16 protein-coding genes are annotated in these 22,616 nt (G+C 68.5%); 4 read left to right on the top strand and 12 right to left on the bottom strand.

What is annotated here, in order from left to right; translation table 11 throughout:
- Positions 1 to 160: 160 nt before the first annotated feature.
- The 4 genes from CMC5_RS06780 to CMC5_RS06765 form a co-directional block, all read right to left on the bottom strand.
- Positions 161 to 1,930: an ABC-three component system protein gene (locus CMC5_RS06780; protein WP_050429641.1), complete on the bottom strand. Its 1,770-nt coding sequence runs from the start codon at positions 1,928 to 1,930 to the stop codon at positions 161 to 163.
- Positions 1,927 to 2,169, bottom strand: a complete 243-nt coding sequence (locus tag CMC5_RS06775; RefSeq protein WP_050429640.1) for an ABC-three component system middle component 6 — start codon at positions 2,167 to 2,169, stop codon at positions 1,927 to 1,929. Before CMC5_RS06775 ends, CMC5_RS06780 begins: the two co-directional genes overlap by 4 nt.
- Positions 2,166 to 3,035 carry an ABC-three component system protein gene (locus CMC5_RS06770; protein WP_156338289.1) on the bottom strand — a complete coding sequence of 290 codons (870 nt, stop codon included), beginning with the start codon at positions 3,033 to 3,035 and terminating at the stop codon, positions 2,166 to 2,168. Before CMC5_RS06770 ends, CMC5_RS06775 begins: the two co-directional genes overlap by 4 nt.
- 454 nt (positions 3,036 to 3,489) lie before the next feature.
- Complete coding sequence (locus CMC5_RS06765) at positions 3,490 to 4,380, bottom strand: hypothetical protein (RefSeq protein WP_050429638.1); 891 nt, start codon at positions 4,378 to 4,380, stop codon at positions 3,490 to 3,492.
- Between the two features lie 805 nt (positions 4,381 to 5,185).
- On the opposite strand from CMC5_RS06765, the gene CMC5_RS06760 reads away from it, so the two are divergent.
- Complete coding sequence (locus CMC5_RS06760; protein WP_156338287.1) at positions 5,186 to 5,881, top strand: peptidoglycan-binding domain-containing protein; 696 nt, start codon at positions 5,186 to 5,188, stop codon at positions 5,879 to 5,881.
- A 226-nt stretch (positions 5,882 to 6,107) separates the two neighbouring features.
- On the opposite strand, the gene CMC5_RS44050 is transcribed toward CMC5_RS06760, so the two are convergent.
- From CMC5_RS44050 to CMC5_RS06740, 5 genes are all read right to left on the bottom strand, one after another.
- Positions 6,108 to 6,281, bottom strand: coding sequence for a hypothetical protein (locus CMC5_RS44050; RefSeq protein ID WP_156338285.1), 174 nt, complete (start codon positions 6,279 to 6,281; stop codon positions 6,108 to 6,110).
- A 196-nt stretch (positions 6,282 to 6,477) separates the two neighbouring features.
- Positions 6,478 to 6,966: a hypothetical protein gene (locus tag CMC5_RS06755; RefSeq protein WP_156338283.1), complete on the bottom strand. Its 489-nt coding sequence runs from the start codon at positions 6,964 to 6,966 to the stop codon at positions 6,478 to 6,480.
- 20 nt (positions 6,967 to 6,986) lie between these two features.
- Complete coding sequence (locus tag CMC5_RS06750) at positions 6,987 to 9,623, bottom strand: RHS repeat domain-containing protein (protein WP_050429635.1); 2,637 nt, start codon at positions 9,621 to 9,623, stop codon at positions 6,987 to 6,989.
- A gap of 6 nt (positions 9,624 to 9,629) precedes the next feature.
- Entirely contained in the window at positions 9,630 to 13,640 is a 4,011-nt protein-coding gene (locus tag CMC5_RS06745; protein WP_050429634.1) for an FG-GAP-like repeat-containing protein, read from the bottom strand.
- A gap of 319 nt (positions 13,641 to 13,959) precedes the next feature.
- Positions 13,960 to 17,286 (bottom strand): SUMF1/EgtB/PvdO family nonheme iron enzyme, encoded by a 3,327-nt coding sequence (locus CMC5_RS06740; protein ID WP_050429633.1) that lies wholly within the window; start codon positions 17,284 to 17,286, stop codon positions 13,960 to 13,962.
- Between the two features lie 371 nt (positions 17,287 to 17,657).
- Between CMC5_RS06740 and CMC5_RS06735 the strand changes: the two genes are divergently transcribed.
- Positions 17,658 to 18,491, top strand: coding sequence for a hypothetical protein (locus CMC5_RS06735; RefSeq protein WP_050429632.1), 834 nt, complete (start codon positions 17,658 to 17,660; stop codon positions 18,489 to 18,491).
- A gap of 200 nt (positions 18,492 to 18,691) precedes the next feature.
- Positions 18,692 to 19,252 carry a cytochrome c maturation protein CcmE gene (locus CMC5_RS06730; protein WP_050429631.1) on the top strand — a complete coding sequence of 187 codons (561 nt, stop codon included), beginning with the start codon at positions 18,692 to 18,694 and terminating at the stop codon, positions 19,250 to 19,252.
- Between the two features lie 291 nt (positions 19,253 to 19,543).
- Here the strand turns inward: CMC5_RS06730 and CMC5_RS44045 are convergent, their stop codons facing one another.
- The 3 genes from CMC5_RS44045 to CMC5_RS06715 all read right to left on the bottom strand — a co-directional run bounded on the left by CMC5_RS44045 (position 19,544) and on the right by CMC5_RS06715 (position 21,759).
- Positions 19,544 to 20,518, bottom strand: coding sequence for a hypothetical protein (locus CMC5_RS44045; RefSeq protein WP_050429630.1), 975 nt, complete (start codon positions 20,516 to 20,518; stop codon positions 19,544 to 19,546).
- A 233-nt stretch (positions 20,519 to 20,751) separates the two neighbouring features.
- Positions 20,752 to 21,129, bottom strand: a complete 378-nt coding sequence (locus CMC5_RS06720; RefSeq protein ID WP_169796466.1) for a response regulator — start codon at positions 21,127 to 21,129, stop codon at positions 20,752 to 20,754.
- 438 nt (positions 21,130 to 21,567) lie between these two features.
- Entirely contained in the window at positions 21,568 to 21,759 is a 192-nt protein-coding gene (locus tag CMC5_RS06715; protein ID WP_050429628.1) for a hypothetical protein, read from the bottom strand.
- Between CMC5_RS06715 and CMC5_RS06710 the strand changes: the two genes are divergently transcribed.
- Positions 21,758 to 22,615: a glycosyltransferase family 2 protein gene (locus tag CMC5_RS06710; RefSeq protein WP_082362288.1), complete on the top strand. Its 858-nt coding sequence runs from the start codon at positions 21,758 to 21,760 to the stop codon at positions 22,613 to 22,615. The genes CMC5_RS06715 and CMC5_RS06710 overlap by 2 nt on opposite strands.
- Position 22,616: the final 1 nt, after the last annotated feature.

Raw genomic sequence — 22,616 nt, 5'->3', positions numbered from 1 at the left:
GGAGGAGAGAGCGGTGACGACGGTTCGAGAAGCGGTGACGACGGTCCGGCGTCTGTCGGGCCGCGAACGAGGGCTTCTGTCGGGCCTCGACCAGGCTGACAATGCCCGAGGACGGTCTGGCGTGATCCCCTCAAGGCAAGGGAGGACTGGTAGGCATCTCCTAGTCAAACCGGAAGCCGAACAACCCGCCGCCCTCCGAGGCATCCGTCAGCCTGACGTCGAGCACGTGGCGATCGAAGTCGAAGGAGCTTGGAAGCGCCGCGCGAGGCACCGCGTCTTCGTTCATCGTCACGATGTACTGGAAGCCGTGAAGCTTCGCTCGCTCGGCGCCGATCTCGAGGGCGTGCGCCACCTGACGCTCGTCGACGCCGTCGAACAAGTGAGAGTCGTGGATGAGGACCCCCGGGCCTCGACCGCGCTTGGCCCACAGCTCCATCAGCATCATGTCGAAGCAGAAGATCTGCATGTTGTTGATGCCCTTGCTCCGTGATGCCTCGATCTTGATCTCGAACACAGGGCCATTGACCGTAGCCTCGACGGTAAGGCTCCCAGCCTTCTCGTACAGCGCCGTCGAGAGGTTCTCGAACGTCAGGACGGCCTCGTCGATGACGTCTCGCTGCTCGTGATGATCGTCCTGGAGACGCTGGTGCAGCCTCGCCCGCTCGACCTCGAGTTCCGCCCCTTTTCGTTCGAGCGTGTCGGCGGCCTCGTAGCGTCGGCGCAGGCTCTCCGTGTTGCTCTCGATGCGCGCGACCTCGGCCTGGAGCTGCGAGAAATGCTCCAGTGCGCCACCCGATTCGAGGAGCCCCATGATCTGAGCACGCCGCTCATCGAGCCCTTGCTTCTCATGATCCCGGGCTCGGATGCGCTCCTCCGCCGCATCGATTTCTGCGCGAAGGTGTGACCGGCGATTCTCCACGATGGACCGGTGGAATCGCTCGACGTCCTCGAAGCGCTTCACCACGAGCCCGGGGAGGACGACCCCTGCCTCCTCGTAGGCTTGCTTGACCTCGGCGAACCGCGGTGGTGCCTCGGCAGTGACGGCCTCCCGGAGCTGGAGGACGAGCTGGCGATCGGCCTGGTTGTCGTTCGCCAGCTCCGCGAGTCTCACCGTGATCCGAGAGGCCTCCTGCTCGTGCTCGCGATACTGCGGGACGACGTGGAACGTCGCGAGCTGTTCACGAAGGCGGGCTGCCCGCGCCTCGCTCACCGTCACCTTGGTCCGTAGATCCGCAGCCTTCTCGATGAGCTCGCCGAAAGCGCCCTCGCGAGCGGCTCTCCGAAACTCCGTCAGCGCCTTCTCGCGCTGGCGCACCTCCTGCAATTCCTGCGGGATGGCCGGATCGAGGCCAAGGAGAAACGTGACTGCGACCTGCTGATCCCAGGGAGACTGCTTCTCGGCGTGCTGCTCCGGGCGAAGGAACCCACCCGAGCCCTGGCGACGGGCGAAGTACGAGAAGAGCGAGCGGAACGTCGGTCCGAAGCGGCGCTCCTCCTGACCGGCTGGCGCAGGCAGCCCGAACATCAAGCACCCGAGATTGGCATTCCAGTCTTCCCGTCTCAACGTGAGGTGACCCGTCTTCTTGTCCAGCTTCGGCTTGCACGGCCACTGCGACGGATCGCCTTGCGCAATGACGAACTCGTTCGGGCGTGAAGCGCTCCGTTCCACCTCGACACGAGCCCCGGAGAGGTCGAAGGCCATGCTGAACGTCGCCGTCTCGAGCGCCTTCTCTGCTCGCAGAAAGTGTCTGGGGTCTGCGTTGCTTCCAAGGAGAAAGTGGACGAGTTCCACGAAGCTCGTCTTGCCGGCCCCGTTGCGGGTCTGCCGCTCCGTCGCTCCTGGACTCTTCTGCGTGAGCAGCACGTTCAGCCCTGGCCCGAAACGGAGGGGCTTGAACGTGGGCAACGAGCTTTCAATGCGCCCGATCATGTCGCACTCCGCGTCTTCTGGACCTTGCCCCGCTCGAATGCGATGAGCCCCATTGCAAAGAGCAGGTCGAGAGCCAGCACGAACCAGTCGTACGTGATTGGCGTCGCCGTATCCCGACGTCGCTTCGTCTCGGACCAGAGCCGTGAAACGGTCTTGGGCTCGCGCAGAAGCTGCAAAACCTCGGCGCCGATCGTGATGAGAGCCCGATCTTCACGAAGGTGCTTGCTCGGCAGGATCATGACGAGGCGGCCTTGTTGTCTGCGGGCTCGAAGATGTCGCAGCGGTCGAAGAGGTAGGAAAGGACCGCCAGGACCGCAGCCTCGTGCTCTGCGTCGCCTCTCGTGCTGCCCCCGGCGAATGACTGCAACGCTGCGAAGACCTGGTCGGGTCGGCGGCGCTCCGCTCGCAGCCGCAGGTACTCGGAGTGAAAAGCCGTCGCCACCTCTTCACCGAACAGGGGGTTCGGATGCTTCTCGAAGTACCGCTCGACGAGACGATCCCGTTCACGACCCAGCTGAAGATACGAGGCGACCGTCCTGGAGAGCGCATTCGCTTCCAGCTTGGTTGGAGACACCGGCAGGATCTCGTCGGGCGGCGTCGGCGCTGCCGTGCGGATCGTCATCAGCACCTCCGCAAGGCTCTCGAAGCCGAGCACATCGAAGTCCTTCCGGGTGGGTGGTCGTCCGAAATGCTTGATGAGGCTCGCCCGGGGCATGAACAACGCGAGTTGCTGCATCTGCTCGCAGCCCCACTGGTCGATGCTCAAATCGGGATTCTGCGTTCGGAGGTCTTCGAGCAACTTCACGGCCTCCGCAGGGAGGCCGTCTGCGTCGTTGTGGACGAGAACCCAGCCCCGCATTTCCTTCTTCCAGTGCTTCTTCGCACCATTGAAGTCGACGCTTATCTTCCGCTTCAGCGCCGGGAGCTTCATCTCGCGCGGCGCATATACCTGGAAGACGAGCCCCCGGGAACGGAGGTATCCGTCACATTTCAGATCGCCGTGGTTGCCGTAGGGTCGCACACGCTCGAAGTCGCTCGGGTGCACGGCGTCCATCATGTCCGCGAAGAAGTCCTGAAAAGCAGTCCCTTGCTTGCGAAGAAACACGCCGTCGAATCCCCGGGTGAACCAGTCGCTCTCGATGTCCGATAGCGGCGGAGGGCTCTGAAAAAAGGAAACGGAGAGCGGCGCGATTGGAGCCGCACTCTGAGGCAGGGGTGAAGTGACGGGCTTTTTGATCTCGGGGCTCGGGGCAGCATCCTGCTTGCACGGCGGACCGACGTCCGGAAGGGGAGATTCTGCCCGATCGAAGGGCAAGGATAACGAGGTGGGAGGGCCGGGAGAGCGCCTCTCGTTCCGCGATGCCATCAGAGCTGGAGGCTACCATGATGCCGAGCGCATCGCGCCGCCCCGCCGGAGCGGGAAGGGCCAGTCACGCCAAGCGCGCCCGCCAGTCCGCCAGGATGCGCGGTGGTAGACCCGACCCCTGAAGGCCGAGCCCACCGACCGCACCCCACGCCATCACGAGATCATGCGAAGACGGGCGTGCTCTCCCCCTCGCTCAGCGATCGCTGACGCGCTCCTCCAGCACCTTCCTCTGCGCCTTCAGCGCGGCCATCGCCTTGTCGAGTTCCTTGATGGCCGCTTCATCTGCCACCCGCGCCGCCTCGGCCTCCGCCTCCGCAGCGGCCTCCGCCTCGAAGACGGCGACCAGCTCCCGCGCATCCTCCAGGGCAGCGAGCAGCTCCTCCACCAGCGCGTTCGCTTCCTCCAGCGTCGAGGGCTCCCCCTCCTCGCCGCGCGACTCATCCCGCCGGAAGAACTGGTCGGCGAAGTCGCTCGAGAGCCCCGTGTGCTCGTGAGACATCTTCGCCAGGGCGCCGTGGATCTCCTTCCGCGTCGCGTTCAGGCGCTCGACGAACTGGTACTTCGCGCCCAGATCGCGGAACTCCCGGCGACGCCGGGCCACGTCGTTCTTTGCCGTCGCCGCCGCGTCTCCAGCCGCCACTGCCGCCATCAGCTCGGGCGCCATGGCTCGCAGGGTCGGGTGCGGGCTGGTCTGCGTGGGCGGGATCCAGTCCCGCATCGCGTCGAGCTGCTCCCCCAGCACCGGCCGGCGCAGCTCCGTGACGTTCTTGTCCTTGAAGTAATGAACATAGAGGACGTGGTCGCGTCGCTCCCCCGTGATGTTCATCAGTTCACGAGAAAAACGGCTCGCCAGCGCGTTCAAGGCGTCATCGGCGATGTCCACACGTGCCTGGGCCTCCGCTTGCTCCTCCAGCAGCGTGAGCTCCTCCTGCTGCGCTTGCAGGCACTCGTCCCGCAGGGCCTCGAAGGGAGCAATGTGCGCTGCCGTGAGCGGGTTGGCCCGCAGTCGGACCAGGGTGTAGCGGATATGATGAATGTAAGACGAAAAGGAAAGACGAGCCCTGAGCGTCCTGATGGAACCCATCGGAAACCTCCAACAATGCAATTCCAGTATCGATTGATTTCGCGAGCGCCTGAGTGGCACGCGCAGGACGTCTCTAACGCGGAGATTTCCATTTCGCCATTTCAGTCCATTTCAGTCCATTTCAGCCTGTAACAAACTCACTTATGTGACCCTATGTGACCCCACGCTCCGGTCATTGGCGCATGAATTGCGTGGGATGGTGGATCCTGCATTCGGGTCACGGAAGCCCTTTGCTGATGGGCACGACCTGGCTGCCCGGACGTGCTGACGGGGAGGTCCTTTGCGAACACAGGTGCCGTCGCCCGAGGAGAGGGGATGACCCGGCTCGGGACCGATGCCGGGGAAGCGGCGCTGGGGTGATGGAGCGCTGTGGACCAGGCCGAGGACACGGCCAACGGGCACGTTGTCCGTGCGCAAGGGCAGCGGATGACACGACGGACGGCTGATCCTGACAGTGACCTGGTCCAGGCGAGGGTTGCCGGGGGCTGGTCGAGGGCCGACCCGGGCGTGGGAGGTCGACTCCGGCATCATTGCGCCGGAACACAGGTCCCCGTCGACGACTCACGGGGCCTGTGCACGCTCCGAACTGGGGCCCGTCGACGACTCACGGGGCCTGTGCACGCTCCGAACTGGGGCCCGTCGACGACTCACGGGGCCTGTGCACGCTCCGGACCTGGCGGAATCCACCCATCCGACCCCCCATCCCCTCGCTCTCCGTGACCTTCCCCACATTCGCTCGGCTCCTGGCGCGCCAGCCCTGCACGAAGAGATTCACGCCCGCGACGTCCCGGGAGAAGATGGAACCATGAGCAACAGCACGCTCCGCATCAGGGATGGGTTCCCCGACGTCTCCCCGAACTTGCGGGAAGAGGTGCGACGACTCCAGAGGCTGCTCGTGCAGCTCGGCTTCCGCCTCGACACCGACGGTCTCTTCGGCCGGGGGACCGACGACGCCGTGAGGGCGTTCCAGTCCTCGCGCGGCCTTCTGCCGGACGGCATCGTCGGGCGCGACACGTGGGGCGCGCTCGCCAAGGGGGGCAACGCCGTCCCCTTGCCAGCCAGCACGCCTGCGCCAGGCAACTCGCGGGTGGAGTACACGAAGACGGTCTCCGACCAGAAGCTCCGCGCGAAGCTGTCCGAGCTGGCGATGCTGTTCGGGTGGCGCATCAAGGTCCACAGCGGCGACCGCAACCACGTGCCCTCGGGCGGCAGCCAGACCAGCCTCCACCTCCAGAAGCGCGCGGCCGACTTCCACGTCTACAACGCGCAGGGGCAGATGATCTCCGACAAGCAAGGCTTCAAGGAGATCGCGCTGAGCGGTCTGGTCAGCCTCGACTACGAGCTGATCTGGCACGGCACGCAGACGTCGACCGGGGGGCCCCACCTGCACCTCGGCCGCTACGGCAACGACCGGAACAGTCAGTTCAAGATCGAGGGCACCACGGCCTCGAACAAGGGCCGGTACATCGTGCAGGACCTCACGGCGATCCGCTCGCTTTGAGTCCCTCGGCAGGGGCACGCGCCCCTGCACCGGGACCGTGCTCGTCCTTCGACCAAGCGCATCGAGATCGCATCTGGTCGGGCTCAACGTGAAAGCCTGTGCGCTGCAGACTCTCCCCGTCGCGCCCCCTGGCGTCTCCATATGACCGGCGATTACGTCGCCACGGCCCAGGACCTGCTTTGCGACGAGGAGACGCGAGCGCGCCGCCGAGCAGATCGATGTAGCGTCAGACGTGCGAGGCGCCGTAGACGAGGCCCGTCGTGCCGCTGCCGTCGATGACGGCGAAGGTGATGTTCGGGCCTAAGCTCGGCACGAAGGGGGCGCTCACCGTCGTCCTCACCGTCCATCTGCTGCCCGCGCGGTTGAACCAGACGTGGACCTGCTGGTAGCGCACCTGCACGAAGCCCCTGTCTTTCGGTGCAGGTGGCTGCTCCCGATGCTCCTCGGCTCCACGACCGACAGCGAACCGTTGAGCACGTGCGATTAGCTATTCCGTCGTTGCGCGTGATGCCCACGGGCGCGGTGCTCGCCGGTCACTTTCACGCTCGGTCAGTGTCCGACCCGCTCGCTGGATGGCGGCATAGGCGGGCATGGACTCATGTCACGAGCTTACCGTTTTCGCGTTCGAGCCAAGCCAACGCGTCCTCGCCAATGTATTCGGACCCATGCTTCTGCAGGACCTTTTTCGTCGTCCTCAGCACAGCCTTGGCCCAGGAGCGGAAGCTCTCTGATTTATCAACCCAGGTGTCATCCGCCCCGTAGAAGCCATCAACATGGTACACACGGCCGCGCCGAAGGATCTTGCCGTCGAAGTAGCAGCTGTTGAACTGGACGACTGGGGATCGTAGGTAGTCCACCGTCCAGTACCCCTGTGCAGGAACGTGCTCGGTGGCGACCAGTGCCAGGTCGCGCTCACGCACCAGGAAGTAGAAAAGCAAGGGTTGCGTCTCTTCCACCAAGTTGAGACTGCGCACTTCCCGTGGTCTGGCCGTGGATGAACGATCGTGGAGAATGCGCATCGGCTCGATCTCACTGATGCGCAGGTGCAGCTGTGTGACGTCCGCTGGCGTGACGTAGAAATTCACCTGATGTCCCATGGTTGCGCTCAGTTGTAAGGATGAAATCGGGGACGTGTGCCGGTCGCGCCCTCGATGTCGTCCAGTGCCTTGACCTCACGAGATACTGGCTGCCCATTCTTCGTTTGGCGTCCAACTTGATGCATCTCCACAACGTTTCCTTGGGCGTCCTTTCCGATGACATCGACATAGCGCGAGCCCTTGGCTCCGGCCGGAGTGACGACTCTGTACTCCGTATCCGCCCTGAGGCCGCGAGATCTCACCTCGGCCACGACCTGGGCTATCTTCCCTTGGTGCGCCGGACCGCCTGCCTTGCCATGAGGGTTCGGTACGATCCTTGCGGGTCCCACCGCTCTCCCCGCCGCTTTCGCCGTCGACCCGACGGTGGCCGTGATCGCGCCCCCGACCCCAACAGCCGTCGCCAGGATCGACATTCCGATCGATCCGGCCTTGAACAAGCTTGCGCCAGCCGACTCCCAGTCCTCGGCGGCGGCAGCCTCGTAGGCCTCCACGCCAGCTTCGACCATCTGGCTGGCGGGATTGACGGCGTCGAGAGCGCCGGGGAGCCCGCTCTCCTTGTAGCCATTCCAGGCGGCGGTGAGGGTGGTGAAGGCGACGTAGACGCGGCTGGTGCCACCCAGGATGCCGAGCTTTGCGGATTCCAGCAGCATCCTGGCCATACCAATGCGGACGCCATCCATGATGCGCCTGGCGATGGCGTCACCACGGCCCAGGGCTTGCAGCGGGGCCGGGAGTTGCGGGCTCCACCCGCCACGTACCCCTGAGGTCCCGACATCGACCGGCGCCTGGGTCGAACCGACGCCCGCGGCTTCCTCCAGGTTGCCCTCGACGACCTTGGGCGGTGCGGGTGGCTTGGGCTCGCGCGGGGGACCGAACACCCAGATGGTGCAGCCCTGCGAGCACCCGTCCTCCGTGGCAGGTGGCTGCTCCTGAAACCCACTGGGATCGACCAGCGACAGCGGGCTGTTGAGCACGTACGAGTAGCCGTTCCAGCTCTGCCCGAAGAGAGGCCGCGGCACGAGCGGATCCGGCGTGAGGAATCGGCCGAGCTTGGGGTCGTAGATGCGCCCCTTCATGTTCACGAGGCCGAGGTCGAGGTCGGCCTCGTGCCCGGTGAAGCCCAGCGAGGACAGCTCGTGGGGGGATGGCGTCTGCCCCGAACCCCAGTCGGGATGGCGCGGTGCCCCGAAGGCATCGTAGCTACGCTTCTCGGCGATGCTCCCGGTCACGCCGTCGGTGAGCACGTCAATCGACCCGAGGTGGTCGGCATGGACGTGCAGCGTGCGTGTGCCCTGTGCTGTCGAGCGCCGTACCAGAGAGACGATGCGCTCGTCGTTGCGCACGTGGTAGCGATGCTCGACGGCTCCCGTGACGACATCGGCCACGCGCTCGTACAGCTCCCCGAAGGAGACGATCTCCTGCGTCGCCGTGGTCTTGCGCACCCGCTGCTGGAGGCCGTCGTACTCGAAGTCGACGGTGTCGCCGCTGGTGAGGGAGATCTGCTTCGGTAGGTCGAACGCGGTGTAGGCGATCGTCGCGCCTGGTCGCGAGGTCTGGTTGCCGATGGCGTCGTAGCCGTAGAACGCGCTGCCAGCTCGGACGACGGCGTGGGGCTGCGCGGGGTCGTACTCGTAGGCGCCAACGCCGGGCTTCTGGAGCAGGTTGCCGTCGGGTCCGTAGGTGAACGGACGCTGGCAGAGGGCGGCGTTGATCAGCCCGAACTGCGCACAGGTGAGCCGGTCCAGCAGATCGTAGCGGAAGCGCTCGACGTTGGCGTGGATCCCATCGGAGCGCTCGACGAGCTTGCGACGATCGTTCCAGAGGTAGGAGAGTTCCTGGACGGCCACCCCCGCTGCCTGCGTCTCGATGCGGCTCACCCGCTCCCGCGCTGCGTCGAACGCGCGGAGCGTGGTGGCCGTCCCCCCACCGAAGCGCTCCCCCGTGACCCGGTTGCCCGCATCGATCGCCGTCGCGCGCCAGAACTCCGCTCCCGACCCCGTGTCCTTCAGCGCCCGCAGCCGCCCATAGGGATCGTACTCCCGCTCGACGGCGAAGCTGCCGATCCCCGGCGCACTCGGGTACTCGATCCGCTTGAGCCGCCCGCTCACATCATAGGACAGCCGACTGGTGAAGCTCTCCCCGCCGAGTTCCAGCGTCGTCGTCGCTGGTCGCCCGAGGTGGTCGAAGCCGTAGCGCAGCCGATGCCCTTCCGGGCTGACCACCAGCGCGAGCTGCCCGACCCCATGCTGCGCATCGTCCCACCGGAACTCGGTGACGCCGTCGTCGTCGACCTGCCTGTAAATCCGACCCAGCGTGTCGTAGCGGGTCGTGACCTCACGGCCTGCCGCGTCGAGCGATGCGATCTTCTGCCCGTAGCCATCGTAACGCGCAGTAGAGACCCCCCGGTCCGGGCTCACCTGCCGTCGCACGCGGCCAAACGCATCCCGCTCGGTCAGCGTCGTGGCGCCAGCAGGCGTGGTCACCGTCCGCAGCCCACCGAAGGGACCGTAGGTGTACCGGGTGACACCACCTTCAGGATCGCCCACCGCCGTGGGCCTGCCCAGAGAGTCGCTGGCGATGCGGGTGACCGCTTGCCCGGGCGCCGTGATGACCTCGTCTCGCCCGACGTACTCGTGCGTCGTCACCGCCCCTCACGGCGTGACGTGCCGGAGCACCCGCCCCATCCCGTCGTACTGCCACGTCTCTCGCACCTGCACCGAGCCTGGTGGTGCGGGATCCATGATCGGCAGCGAACGCCACGCGAGGTGCTCGCCCCGTGCATCGAAGCCGACCTCCTGCATCATCCGCGGCGCTTGCTCTGCCCCCACGTCGAGCGCTTGCCACCACCAGCGCACCTCCCGCCCGAGCCCATCGAACTGCACGGTCTCGTCCTGGCCCCCCACCGAGGCGGTGCGGATCTTCAAATTCCAGGCGTTGCCAGCCGCTCCTCCATCCTTCGTCCACGTACGCCGGATGGCGGTGGGCATGCGCCCTGGGAGGCTCTCCAGCGTCACCCGCCCGAAGCCATCGTAGGCCCAGCGGCTCACCAGGCCGTTGGGATCCACCGACGCCCGCAGCACGCCCAGCGCCGGGTCGTAACGTGTGTAGCTCTGATGCCCCTCCAGGTTGCGGTGGGCATACGGCGTGAGGCCCAGCGCGTCGTAGCTGGTGCAGGTTGCACGCACCTGTCCTGTGCCGTCACGCGACCGGGTGCTGTGGATGTTGCCCAGCTCGTCCCGCGAGAACCAGACATCGAGCTGCATCTCGGTGTCGAAGGGCTCTCCTCCAACGCGCTCCAGGCGGACGTGTCCGCGGCCATCGTAGCTCCGGTGCATCACCCGGCACTGCGTCTCGCCGCCTGCCTTGCTGCACGTCGTCTCTCGCGTCAGCTCACCGAGGTGCCAGGAGAGCGGGTCGTTGTCGAAGCTACGCGTCACCGAGAGCGCGAGGTCGACGCCGTCGGTCTGCGTCTGCTCGGCGAGGATGTTCCCGTAGAGGTCGAAGTCGCTGACGGTACGCAGCGTGTCGCTCATCCGTGTCGAGAGATCGCCCTCCAGAGCCCTCACGGCTTCTTCGAGCGTCTTTCCACTCCCCGGCGAGAACGTGCCCTGATGACGGCTCTTGCCCTCCAGCAGCGAGAGCGTGAAGTAGGTCCCCGTCTGCGTAGGGATCACCACCGGGAAGCTGCGCGTCGTCAGCAGCTCGACCGACACTGCCTCTGCGCTGTGCGCGTCCAGCGGCAAGCTCGGACTCCAGCGCCACGAGCGCTGCACCTGCCCTCGGAAGGGAAACGCCTGAACCGCCCCATCGAACGTCGTGTTGTCGTAGAACTCGGCCGTCCCCGCGCCGGTGTCGAGGTCACGCACGATCCGGGTCCCGAACCCCAGAAACCCTCGGCCCAGGCGGTGATGACGACCCTTGCGGTAGGCCATCTGGAAAGTACGCGGCCGATCCGCGCCATTGTTGAGCACATAGCCGCTCACCACCCGCCGATGCCCGACCACGCACCGCACCGGATAGCGGCACTGGTCCTCATCGCTGTGCTCCAGAGGCCGATAGGTGCGCTGCTCGGCTGACGGGATCCCGGGCGTGTCCTCGAAACCAGCCGTCGTGCGCGCACGATCGATCAGGTGGTCGTACCGGATCTGCACATTGGGCAGGGACTCCGCGTCCGCCGGATCGTGCGCATTCATGCCGTCGGTCACGGTCGCGAGCAGATCCTCTTGGCCGAGGACGTTCTCGAACACATGGACCTGGTTGTTGAACGCATAGAGCAGATCCTGCGCTCCATCCCCATTCACATCGGTGACACGCGGCGTGAGCGGATGGTCGGGCGTGGGCAGCGCGTCCTGCTGGAGCACCACACCCATCGGCAGCCCGGGATGGACGATCTCGAACGTCCCCGGCCCGACCTCCCCCGTCGCCTGAAGCACCTTCCACGCGGGCAGCGACTCCGAGCCCCCATCGCTCATGGCGAGCAGCAGGTCTTGTCGCCCATCCGCGTTGTGATCGAGCACCGACGCAAAGCGAACGAACCTCGCAGCCCCGAGCGTTGGCGTCGTCAGGCTCGGCACCGGCGCCGCGAAGCCCGCGCCGGTATTCATCGACGTGTACAGTTGCTCATCGTCCCGGCTGCTCTGCACCGCATCGGGCAGCCCATCCCCGTTTACATCGAGGAAGAACACCCGGTCCCCAGGCGGCGTGAGCCGCAGCCCCGTCAGCGCGCGCGTCCACGAACCATCGGACAGCTCGTACGAGAACGCCACGTACTGCCACCCCGCCCGCACCTGGCTACCGACGAGGATCAGCTCCTGCATCACCAGGTCCACCCGCCCATCCGCGTCGACGTCGACCGCGTGCAGCTCGGCGTGGCACGGGTAGGAGCTCAGCGCGTGCACCCGATCCCCATGCGGCGCGAAGCCCGCCGCCGCCGCCGTCCAGCGATGCAGATACCAGAGCTGCTCGTGCGCGCTCATGGTGCACTGCAGCAGGTCCACCATCCCGTCACCGTCAACATCCACCAGGTGCGTCGACGCATCCGGGCTGCGCAATCCCGCCGGCGTCATGCCCATCGTGAACGGCCGCGGCACGCCCGTATCCCGCCGCGTGAACCTCCCGTCGCCATTCGACAGCAGCACCTCCCACGTCAGCGCCTGCCCGTGCACGTCGTGCAGGAACAGATCCATCCGGCCATCGTGGTCGTAGTCGAGCGGCGTCCCCAGCTCCGGCTGGTACGGCGGCTCCTCGTAGAGGGTGTGCGGCTGCTCCTGCCCGACGACGGCCGCCTCGAAGAACGCCGGCGTCAGCTCCTGGCTCCGGTTGAGCGCGACCGACCAGCGGGTGATCGGCTGCTCGGCGCCAGCCTCCACCACCATGTCGGACATCACCACGTCGTCGAGGCCATCGCCGCTGACGTCCATCGTCATCAGCGTCCCGCGCTCCGACAGCGGCATCTCCACGGGCGTCTGATGCTGCCTGTACCCAGTCGCTCCGGCCGTGTGCCAGGCGAAGCGCGTCGGCGGCTTGCACGTCCCGTCCCCCGCGCATTCCCGAACCGCCTCCAGCCGCAAGCGTCCCGTCGCCGGCCCATGCCCGTAGCCGAAGCGCAGCTCCCTCGCGAGCACGTGCCCCGGTCCGAACACCTGGATCGCGCGCAAGCTCAGCGAGCGGCGCAGCTCCATCCCCCGGGCGTAGAGCACCCGCACGTCCGCCGACTCCAGCGGCCCATACGTGAACTCCACCGTGCGCGACGCCGGCACGGTCGGATGGCCGGTGTACGTGATCCGCTGCGGCGCGTGCTCGACGGTGTAGCCCTTCGCGTGGAGGTCATTCCGGTAGACCACCTCCATCGTGTTGCCGTCCCGATCGCTGAGTCGCGTGAGCAGCCACGACCTCACCACCTCCTCCTGCGCGAGCACCCGACCCGATGATTCTCCACCGTATTCGTAGATCAGCCCCGCCTTGCCATATGCACGCAGCCGCTTCGGCCCACGCGTCGCCGGCCAGCCTTCGCTCTCCGCAAAGTCGGCCTCGACCCGCGTGAAGCTGTCCGGGAACGTGCGGTACTCCCGCGCCACGCGCCCTGGCTGCGGGTCCACGGGGACGAGCCGCTGCCCATCGAGGCACAAGGCGTCGTCCTCGGCATCCCGGACCGGCACGATGTGACCATCCTGCGCCACATTCCTCGGACATCGCTCGACCGACGAGAGGCCCTGCAAGTGGAAGCCGATGCCGAGCAGTCCTTCGCCCTGCGCGCTGTCGTAGGCAATCGCCAGCGAAGGCTCGATCCCGGCTCGCCCAGGTAGCGTGGGGACTGGGATCGTGTACGTCGCCTCGCCCGTGCTCGTGACCGAAAAGCTCCCTGGAAGGGTGCCTGTGGCGGACGTGGTGCCCTGCGCGAGGTCAGGCGGGAACGGGGATGGACCGTCGTCGGGGCCGAGGCACAGGAGCGGAGGGATGGGCGGGATCGGTGAGACATCCCAGAGCGCCTGCGAGTTCCTGGACCAGGAGAGCGGAAAACCAGCGTCGCTGCACGCGCCGACGAGGACGATGGTGATGAGGAGAAGCAGCGCAGGTGGGAAGGGATGGTGTCGTCGAGAAGGCGAGGAAGGCGCGGACGAGGCGCGAAAGACATGCAGCTTGCGTGAGGCCGATGTCGGCATGGGCGCGCTATCTCCTGGAAGGGAAAGGAAGCGGGATGAGACGTGCCTCGCATCCTGGTTCTCGATCAAGCGCGTCGAGGTCGCTCTTGGTCAGGATCAAGGTGAACCCCCCGGGTTGTTCAGGCCGAACCGAAGCGCGGTGGCCCGGGTCGACCGATGGCAAATCATCCCCCTGACCAAGACACAAGGACTGGTCGCGTCTCCGCATGTCCGCAGGAAGGACGAAGGGCTCCTGGTCGTCCGGACGGAGACGTCAACGCATCGATGCAGCGACGGTGGGCAGAGGCCTTCCGTGGCTCGCCACGCGCTCGATGGAAGGCTACTCCTCCGGGCTCGCGTCGCCCGCAGCGCCATCGCGGCAGCAGCGGATGCCGGTGGAGTAGTCGGCGTACGAGCGCGGGTGCGCGGTGACGAGGGCGTCGCAGCCCGAGCGGGTGGAGCGCGCGTAGAAGCCGCCAGCGAAGGCGCCGTCGGGGTCGTCGACCCACTCGTCGAGGTTGCCGACCATGTCGTGGATGGCGTCGTCGCCCCAGCGGCTCACGCAGCGCGGGGTGGCGCCGGTCTCGTGGAGGAGCGGGGCGCCGGCGTGGCGGACGCGGTTCAGGCGGGGGTCGAGGTGGCCGAGGGAGGCGTTGTCGTGGAGGATCGCGGCGGGGTGTCCGTCGCGGTAGACGTTGCACGCGCCGAACTCGAAGGTGTCGCCGTATGGGAAGCGGGTGCGGTCTTCGCCGCGGCACGCGAGGGCGTGCTCCTCGGGGGCGCAGAGGCGTTTGCCGGCAGCCTTGCAGGCGGCGTCGGCGACGAGGCCGGTGACGTAGCCGGCGGGGCGATCCCCGCGCTGGGAGCGGGCGGCGAGCTTGTGGGTGCGGCCGCGCTGCCACGCGGGGAGGAAGGGGAGCGGCATGGCGCGGGCGTGGATGTCGCCGACGCGCTCGCGGCCCGTGGCCCACTGGGCGATCACGAACTCGAGGAGGTTCGGGGTGGGCGGGTAGTCGGGGGAGAGGGGGCGGGCGGTGTCGAGGTCGATGAGGGACGACTCGTACCGATCGACGCAGAAGCGGCCGCCCTCCACGGCGACCATGTCGGCGGGACAGGAAGGAGAGCGGCGCGAGGCGGCGGGGGTCGCAGAGGGAGTCGAGGCTGCGCTGGAGGCCGTGACAGCAGAAAGAGCTGAGGCCGCGCTGGAAGCCGAGGTCGCAGAGGAGGCTGCGGTGGCGGCAAGAGGAGCGCCCGAGGGAGGCGAGGCGGCGGAGGTTTTCGGAGAGGGCCTGGGGGCGAGGCCGGCGATGAGGACCAGCTCGGCTTGCGCGGTGAGGCCGTCGACGGCGCTGCCGAACCAGCGGAGGGCGCCGTCGGCGGTCCAGGTGGGCTCGCCGATCATGCAGGAGGCGGGGCCAGCAGGCGGGGGGAGGCGGACGAAGACGCCCGGCGTGGGCGCGGGGACATGCTGCGGGGTGGGGCGGCCGTCGAGGCAGCGCGTGGTGGCGGGAGGCTCGTCGGGAAAGGGGCGCGCGGCGAGTTCTTCCCCGTCGTCGTTCAGCCAGACCACGTGCCGGCGGTGGAGGTCGGTGAGCAGCGCGCCGCCACCCGGGAGGGGGGTGAGGCGCACGGAGAGTTCACCGGAGACTGCGAGAGAGAGGCTGGTGGTGCGCACGGGGCCAGGGCGGCCGCTGGCGTCCAGCGTCTGGGTGACGACGCGGCCTGCGGTCGAGGCGCCTGCGGACGCAGTGCCTGAGGTCGTGGCCCCGGCGGTCGGGGCCCCGGCGGTCGGGGCCCCGGCGGTCGTGGCGCTTGCGGTCGTGGCGCTTGCGGTCGTGGCTCCTGCGGTCGAGGCGCTTGCCGGCGAGGAGGCGACGCCAGCGAGGAGGGCGCCGCCGGCGTGGCGTTCGCAGGCGTCGAAGCCGGAGCGCACGGGCGATGGGATGGCACCGAGGGGGGTGAGCGCGCCCGAAGGGGCGACGGCGGTGAGGCGCAGGGTGCTGCCGAGGCGTTCGAGGAAGAGGCCGCGCGCGGGGCCGCCGACGAGGGCGGTGCCGTCGGGGTGAGCGCGGCCGCGCAGGCTGTCGATGACGGCGGGCGTGGGGAGGAGGCGGACGAGGTCGGTGCGGGCGAGCCAGGTGGAGCCGGCGATGTGCGCGACGCGGCGGCGCTCGGTGTGGTGCTCGGGGGCGCCGAGCAGGGTGGTGGCGCGCTCGGGGAGGAGGGGGGTGCCCGCGTCGGTGAGGGCGCCGGTGGGGCTGACGCGGCGCAGACGGCCGGCGGCGAAGGCGAGGCCCTCGCCCGTCGGGGTGAAGGCGCCCCAGGCGATGCGGGCGCGGCGTGCGGGGAAGGGATGCGGTTCGCGGCGAGGCTGGCCGTCGGTGCGAAGGGCGGAGAACAGCTCGCCCTCGATCTGGAAGAAGCCGCGGTCGCCGGCCCAGGCGATGAGGCCAGGGTCGTGGAGGGGTTGCAGCGGGGTGCGGCGGGGGCCGAGGCCGAGGAGGCGATCGAGGGCGCGGGTCTCGTCGGCGGGGATCGGGGTGGCCTGGGTGAGGCGTGCAGGGTCGAGGAGGCAGGTGGCTGGGAGGCCGGTGTGGCGGGCGAAGGTGGGGGTGAGGCGCGCGGCCTCGCAGCGGCCACCGCGCTGCTCGATGCCGGCGTACGCGGAGCCGGTCTTGCCGGGCACGAGGCGGGGCTCTTCGTGGCCGCGGAGGAAGCCGTATTCGAGTTCGCCTTCGGCTGCGGTGGCGCTGTAGGTCGGGTCGTGGCGTACGCCGTCGCGAAGGATGGCGCCCTGGATGCGGGCGCGACCGAAGGGGGACTTGTCGCCGGGCTTCGCGGGGGCCTCGGCGTAGTGCAGGACGTCGATGGCGCCGGGGCGACCCGCGGCGTCGATGAGGGCCATGCCGTCGAGCGGCGGCCGGAAGCGAAGCCCCGTCGGGGTGGGCTGGGGGTCGATGTCGCCCTCGGGTGAAGCCCAGCGGAGGAGCACGTCGAGTTCGGGGAGGCGCGGGGGCTTGGGGGGGCCGTGACCGTGGCCCTTGGCGGTGGGTTTCTTCGGTGCCGGAGGCTTCTTGCTGGCCGCGGGCTTCGACGAGGTCCGGGGCGCGCGGGCGCTCTTCGTGGCAGGACGGCTCGGAGGCGGCGAGGACGGCGGCTTCGCGCTCGGACCCGGCGCCGAGGCGCGGGTGGACGGCGTGGCCGCGACCGGCGCGACGTCGAGGAGGGCCAAACGATTCCCCACGGCGGTCAAGATGCGGGTGCGGGTGGAGGAGCAACGCGGCGAGGGCGAGGGCTCGCCCGCCGTCGTGGGCAAGGAGGAGAAGCAGAGCGCATCGTCGCGCGAGGTGAGCAGGCGCATGGCGCCTTCGCTCGCCCGGAACGCGGTGACGACATGCTCTCCGTCGAGCTGCATCGCTGGCTGAAGCTCGCTCGCGCTGGTGTCGAAGACGCGGACCCAGCCGACTGGATCGGACGAGGCGCTCGCGACGAAGAGCACGGCACGGCTGTCCAGCGTGGGCTCGATCGAGAAGGAGAGCGGCTCGTCCACGAGGTCGGCGAGCGGTCTGCGCTGGACGAGGCCAGCCGTTTCACCCGGAGGCGAGGCGCCCCCGGTGCGCACGCTGGACGAGCGCGAAGGAGACTCCAGGGTCGCCGCACCGTGCATGTCGGGGGCGGCAAGCGTCCGCGCAGGGCGTGGAGTGCACCCCGTCAGGGAGAGTGTGGCAGGACCGACAGGAGCCGAAGAAAAGAGCGCGCCCTCGGGAAGCAGGCCCACGGTGAGCGCGCCCAGCGCGAGGGCTCTCCGACGCCACGGAGAGCGCAAAGATCGTGGATTGGGGCCTCCCTGCTCCGGTGGAGCGGGGGCGGGAGACAGGAGATGGGTTCGGTGGCGAACAGGCTCTTCGTTCGGCGCCTGGGCTCGCTTGCGCGGGGGGGCCATGCGTAGGGCGCAGCCTAACCCAGTTCGTCGTCAGCAGATCGATCCGCGGGCACGGAGACTGCAATACGTCCGCGGCGAGATCACGGAGGACTCCCATGAAGTCATCGTTTCAACGCTCTCTGCTCTGTGTCGGCGCGCTCTCGTTGACGACGGCGCTCGCCGCCGGCTGTGCCAGCGATCGCACGCGCGAAGCGCGGTCGCCGGGCCGCTCGGAGACGTTCGAATCACAGGCGCCCACGAGCGCCGAAGGGAGGCAGCAGCGGACGGTGCTGGCGCCGGACTACCACGCGATGCACGACGACCCGATGGGGATGCATGGTCGGCCGCGCGCGGGCATCGAGACCGCGCTGCCGGGGCAGCCGCAGACCGACATCCTGCCCAACCCGCAACCCTCGGACAATCAGGGCGAGATCCGGATGAACCACGGCCCCGCGCGGCCTGGTGAGGTGGAGATGCCCATGGCCACGGGGGAGAACGCTGTCCGGCAGAACCAGACGGCCCAGGGGCAAGCGATGCTGGGTCAGAGTGGGGGGCTGCCGGCCGACGCCATGTCGGAGCAGCAGCTCTGCAAGCAGCTCACCGAAGCCAACCGGCTGCAGGTCCAGAACATCGACAACGGCGTGCGCATCGTCATCGCGCCGAAGACGGGCACGGAACTGACGGCCATCCGCGAGACGGTGCAGCGCATCGAGTCGCGCATGGCGCCGATGTCGACGACGTCGCAGCGCGGTGAGGCGTCGACGCAGTGCAAGCTCTTCGACGTCGGGCAGCTCGGCGCGCGGGCGAGCATGCAGGAGCGGCCGAACCAGGTGCACCTCATCCTGACGACGACGGACACGACCAACGTGGGCAAGCTGCGTCAGGAGGCGCGCTCGTTCGTGTCCACGGGCCACACCATCCACAAGGCCCAGCCGAAGCAGACGAAGTGAAGCTCTCGATGACCGGACGGCGGGGCCCCTCGGGTGCCGCCGCCCGCATCGTTCGCTGACTGGACGGCGGGGCCTTCGGGTGCCGCCGTCCGCGTCTTTCTCCGCGGTCGCGGCGATCCCGTCGTCAGCGGTCTGCGCGGCGCTCGCGAGGCTCGACCTCGCGCCCCGGCCGGGTTAGCCTCCGCGGCTGGGGTACGCTCATGAGCAAGAAGCTGGACGAAGAGCTGGCGGAGGCCCTCAAGCAGGGCGAGCAGGTAGATGCACCGCCGGTGGAAAAGGCTGCGGCCCGCCCGGTCGAGCGCAGGAACCCGGGGCGCAACAACCTCGGCCTGCTGGCGGTGCTGCTGGTGATGGGGGGCGCACTCGTGTCCCTCTTCCTGGTGGGCTTCAAGGAGGCCGCAGTTTACGCCTTGACGGTCGATCAGCTCTTCGAGTCGAAGGAGAAGCTCACCGGCCGCAAGGTGCGCGTGGAAGGCGAGCTGATCCAGGGCACGCTCGTGAAGCGCGACGAGCCCTGCGAGTACCGCTTCACGCTGCACAGCCCGCAGAACGAAATGCCGGTGCGCTACGCGCAGTGCGTGATCCCCGACACGTTCCGCGACGTGCCCGGCGTCCAGGTGACGGTCGAGGGCTCCCTGAACCAGGAGGGGAACTTCGACGCGACGCTGGTCATGGCCAAGTGCACGTCGAAGTACGATCCCACGACGCACGAGATCCAGGGCGACGACAAGAAGCTCGACGGCCCGCTCTCGCGCAACTGAAGCGCGCGCACGCTTCACCTCTCCCCGCCGTTCTGCCGCGAATCCCTCGCTCCCTGCCGCTGACAGCGCCTCGTTGAAGCGCCTCGTCCGAAGCGCCTCGTCCGAAGCGCCTCGTCCGAAGCGCCTCGTCCGAAGCGCCTCGTCGAGTCGAAGCGCCTCGTCGAGTCGAAGCGCCTCGTCGAGAGGAGAGCCATGCTGGGTCGAGGCCGCCGCCGCACGCAAAGCGCGCCACGGCAGCGGGTCGTCTTCAGCGCCGCGCGCCGACGTCGAACGAGTCGGCGCTCGGGAGGCTCAGTAGCAGTTGCTCTCGCAGAAGTAGTCGGCCAGGAACACGCAGGTATCGTCCCACTCGGCCGCGCAGCAGTAATCGTCGTAGTCGCAAACGGCCGCCACGCAGGGGCTGCATCCGTACACGAGCGGCGGCCCCTCGTCGCAGACGTCGTGCGCGCAGGTGTTCGGGCAGGTCTGTCCGCACACGGAGGAGACGGCCGAGATGCAGAGGAGATCCCACTCCTCCGTGCAGCAAAAATCGTCTGCCTGGCAGATCTGGGCCACACACGGGTCACACGACGAGACCAGCGCCGGGCCAAGGGCGCACTTGTCATGAGCGCAGGTGTTCGGGCACATGCCGCAGTCCTGCGGGCAGTTCGTGCAGGTCTCACCCGGGTTGCACACGGTGTCGCCGCAGAAGGGGTTCATTCCGGAGGCGCTGCTGCTGACGCTGGAGGAGCTGGTCGCACCGCCCATGCCGCCCATGCCGCCCGCGCCACCGCTGGCACCCGCGCCGCCCTGGCCGTTGCCGCCGCCGCTGGCACCCGCGCCGCCCTGGCCGTTGCCGCCGCCGCTGGCACCCGCGCCACCCTGGCCGTTGCCGCCACCGCTGGCACCCGCGCCACCCTGGCCGTTGCCGCCGCCGCTGGCGCCCGCGCCACCCTGGCCGTTGCCGCCGCCGCTGGCACCCGCGCCACCCTGGCCACTGTCACCCCCTTGAGCACCGGCGCCCCCCTGGGCACTTTCACCGCCCTGAGCGCCCGCACCGCCTTGGCTGCTGTCACCGCCTTGACCGCCAGCGCCGCCTTGAGCGCCCGCGCCGCCCGGACCCCCGCCACCCGGGCCAGAGTTCGTGGTCGTGGTCCCTCCGCCAGAGCTGTTCGTCCCACTGCTCTGGCTGGTCCCAGGTTCATCATCGCCGGTGCCGCAAGCACCGGCCCCCAACACGCCACTCAATCCCAGAATCGGCCCGAGGAGCCATGCGCGGTACATCATCCGCCTCACACCCTGCTGGAGGTTCACATCATCCGGCCCTGCCATACGCTGACACGAGCACCTTGGATGACAGGACAACCCAATGTGGGGATGGCCCGCAAGTAGAGTCTTCGGATTTCTGTCGGATCCGCAACGCGACGAAACTTGCAAGGTGCTGAACGAGGCGGCCCATGACGAGCCGCTCGCTGTCGCAGGCATCGGTCAGGACGCAAACCCGTCCGGGCGGGAAATGGTCAGGGCGCGAGGGGGAGCCATGGATCGAGCTCGCGGTCCATGACGGCGACTTCACGCGCGACGGCGACATGGCCGTCTGCTCCGCACTGCGTGAGTTCGTCGCCCAGGGGTGGCTCGTCCTTCCGGGAGTAGAGCACCACGCGCGTGTCCTGCGTCTCGGGGCGAGCGCGCAGGAAGCCGATCACCGCGGCGCAGTCCAGATCGGGCATGTCGCGCTCGAGGAGCACGAGTTCGGGTCGGAACGCGGTCAGGAGGCCGTTCAAGCCCAGCGTGCGCTGGGCGCGGATCACGTTGAACCGGCGGCGGTTCAGCGCGAACTCGAGGATCCGGGCGCAGTACGGATCGCTGCCGACGATGATGGCCGTGGACACCTTCATGGGACCTCTGAGGTGCAAGGGATCGCGATGACGGTCGTCTCGCACGACCTGGCGATGGGGCGCCGGCGTCATCTCCGTCATCTCGATCCTGCCGTGACGCTCCTTCCTCCCCTCGGGAGAGGGTGGAGGAGCTTGGGTTGATGTGATGTTCGGGTCACCGTGCACCGGGTCGACCTGTGCGCGGAGACGCCGTTCAATCGCTCAGTGTCACACACCATGCCGGGTGCAACAGCAGGGAAATCCCACCAGAACGTGGAGCTTCTGGGTGTTCGGCGATGAGTCGAACAGGCCTCAACATGATGTCCGCAAGCCTCATCCCCTCGTCCGTCTGGGCGCTGCCATCACCGAGCGGAGGCGTCGCTGACGAGCGGAGGCGTCGCTGACGAGCGGAGGCGTCGCTGACGAGCGGAGGCTGGGCGGCCGGAGCCCCTGGAGCTTTCAGGACGAACCAGCGGCGGCATGCGGCTCCTGGCCGTCGAACGGCCGGTCGCCTGCCCGCACGCGCGACGGATTGCTGCGAAAGGCGCGCGCCGCCTGGAACGAGAGGCGCATTTCGTGGGGTGATCCGTGCTGGAGCCCTGCGGTGCGCTGTTCGATCGATGGGGCAACGTGGTAGACCCCCAGCGTCATGCGAGCTTGCGCGGTCATTCCGGCCTACGAGGCAGAGCGCCATGTCGGCGAGGTCGTCCGCGCGACGGCGGCGCTGTGGCCCGTCCCCGGCGCGGTCTTCGTCGTCGATGATGGGTCGCACGACAGGACCGCGGAGGTCGCGCGCGCCGCAGGGGCGACGGTGCTGCGCCACCCGCTGAACCGAGGGAAGGGCGCGGCGCTGCGGACGGGGATGGAGCACGCGCTCCGGGTCGGCTTCGAGGTGGCGGTGACGCTGGACGCGGACGGGCAGCACCCGCCCGCCGAGGCGGCACGGCTCCTCGCGGTGCCGGACGTCGAGGCGCTGGTGCTGGGGCTCCGCGATCTGAGGCGCGCCGGGGCGCCGCGGGCGAACCAGATCTCGAACGGGATCTCCGACTTCTTTCTGTCGCTCTTCGCGGGGCGCACGCTGCGCGACACGCAGTGCGGGCTGCGGAGATACCCGCTGCGGCGCACGCTCTCGCTCGGGGTCCGGGATGAGGGCTATGCGTTCGAGGCCGAGGTGATCCTGCGCTCCATCGCCGGGCAGGTGCCGATCGTCGAGGTCCCGATCGAGGTGATCTATCCGCCGGAGAACGAGCGCCTGACGCACTTCGACTCGGTGCGGGACCCGGCGCGCATCGTGGTGCGGGTGGTCGAGACGCTGGCGCTCACCCGGGGCCTCCGCCGCGTCCCGGCGAGCGAAGCGCCGGCAGCGCAGCCCGTGCGCAAGGCCCCGTCGGCGCCGGCCGCAGCGAGCACCACGGAGGCCGCACCGGGAGACGACGTGCGCCCGCTGGTGGAGGTGGAGGCGACGCCTCTGCCGGTCTCCCGTCCGGTCGTGCCGCCGCCGCCCTAGG

Source organism: Chondromyces crocatus (assembly GCF_001189295.1).
GTDB classification, from domain to species: domain Bacteria; phylum Myxococcota_A; class Polyangia; order Polyangiales; family Polyangiaceae; genus Chondromyces; species Chondromyces crocatus.
Note: the sequence above shows the minus strand (reverse complement) of the source record. Positions and strands in the feature narration are given on the sequence as shown.

Bases quoted from the DNA above. Each gene is read 5' to 3' on its own strand.
- CMC5_RS06775 (WP_050429640.1), bottom strand. From the start codon at position 2,169: ATGATCCTGCCGAGCAAGCACCTTCGTGAAGATCGGGCTCTCATCACG.
- CMC5_RS06760 (WP_156338287.1), top strand. From the start codon at position 5,186: ATGAGCAACAGCACGCTCCGCATCAGGGATGGGTTCCCCGACGTCTCC.
- CMC5_RS06740 (WP_050429633.1), bottom strand. From the start codon at position 17,286: ATGCACGGTGCGGCGACCCTGGAGTCTCCTTCGCGCTCGTCCAGCGTG.
- CMC5_RS06730 (WP_050429631.1), top strand. From the start codon at position 18,692: ATGAGCAAGAAGCTGGACGAAGAGCTGGCGGAGGCCCTCAAGCAGGGC.
- CMC5_RS06735 (WP_050429632.1), top strand. From the start codon at position 17,658: ATGAAGTCATCGTTTCAACGCTCTCTGCTCTGTGTCGGCGCGCTCTCG.
- CMC5_RS06710 (WP_082362288.1), top strand. From the start codon at position 21,758: ATGCGAGCTTGCGCGGTCATTCCGGCCTACGAGGCAGAGCGCCATGTC.
- CMC5_RS06720 (WP_169796466.1), bottom strand. From the start codon at position 21,129: ATGAAGGTGTCCACGGCCATCATCGTCGGCAGCGATCCGTACTGCGCC.
- CMC5_RS44045 (WP_050429630.1), bottom strand. From the start codon at position 20,518: ATGATGTACCGCGCATGGCTCCTCGGGCCGATTCTGGGATTGAGTGGC.
- CMC5_RS06745 (WP_050429634.1), bottom strand. From the start codon at position 13,640: ATGCCGACATCGGCCTCACGCAAGCTGCATGTCTTTCGCGCCTCGTCC.
- CMC5_RS06765 (WP_050429638.1), bottom strand. From the start codon at position 4,380: ATGGGTTCCATCAGGACGCTCAGGGCTCGTCTTTCCTTTTCGTCTTAC.
- CMC5_RS06715 (WP_050429628.1), bottom strand. From the start codon at position 21,759: ATGACGCTGGGGGTCTACCACGTTGCCCCATCGATCGAACAGCGCACC.
- CMC5_RS06780 (WP_050429641.1), bottom strand. From the start codon at position 1,930: ATGATCGGGCGCATTGAAAGCTCGTTGCCCACGTTCAAGCCCCTCCGT.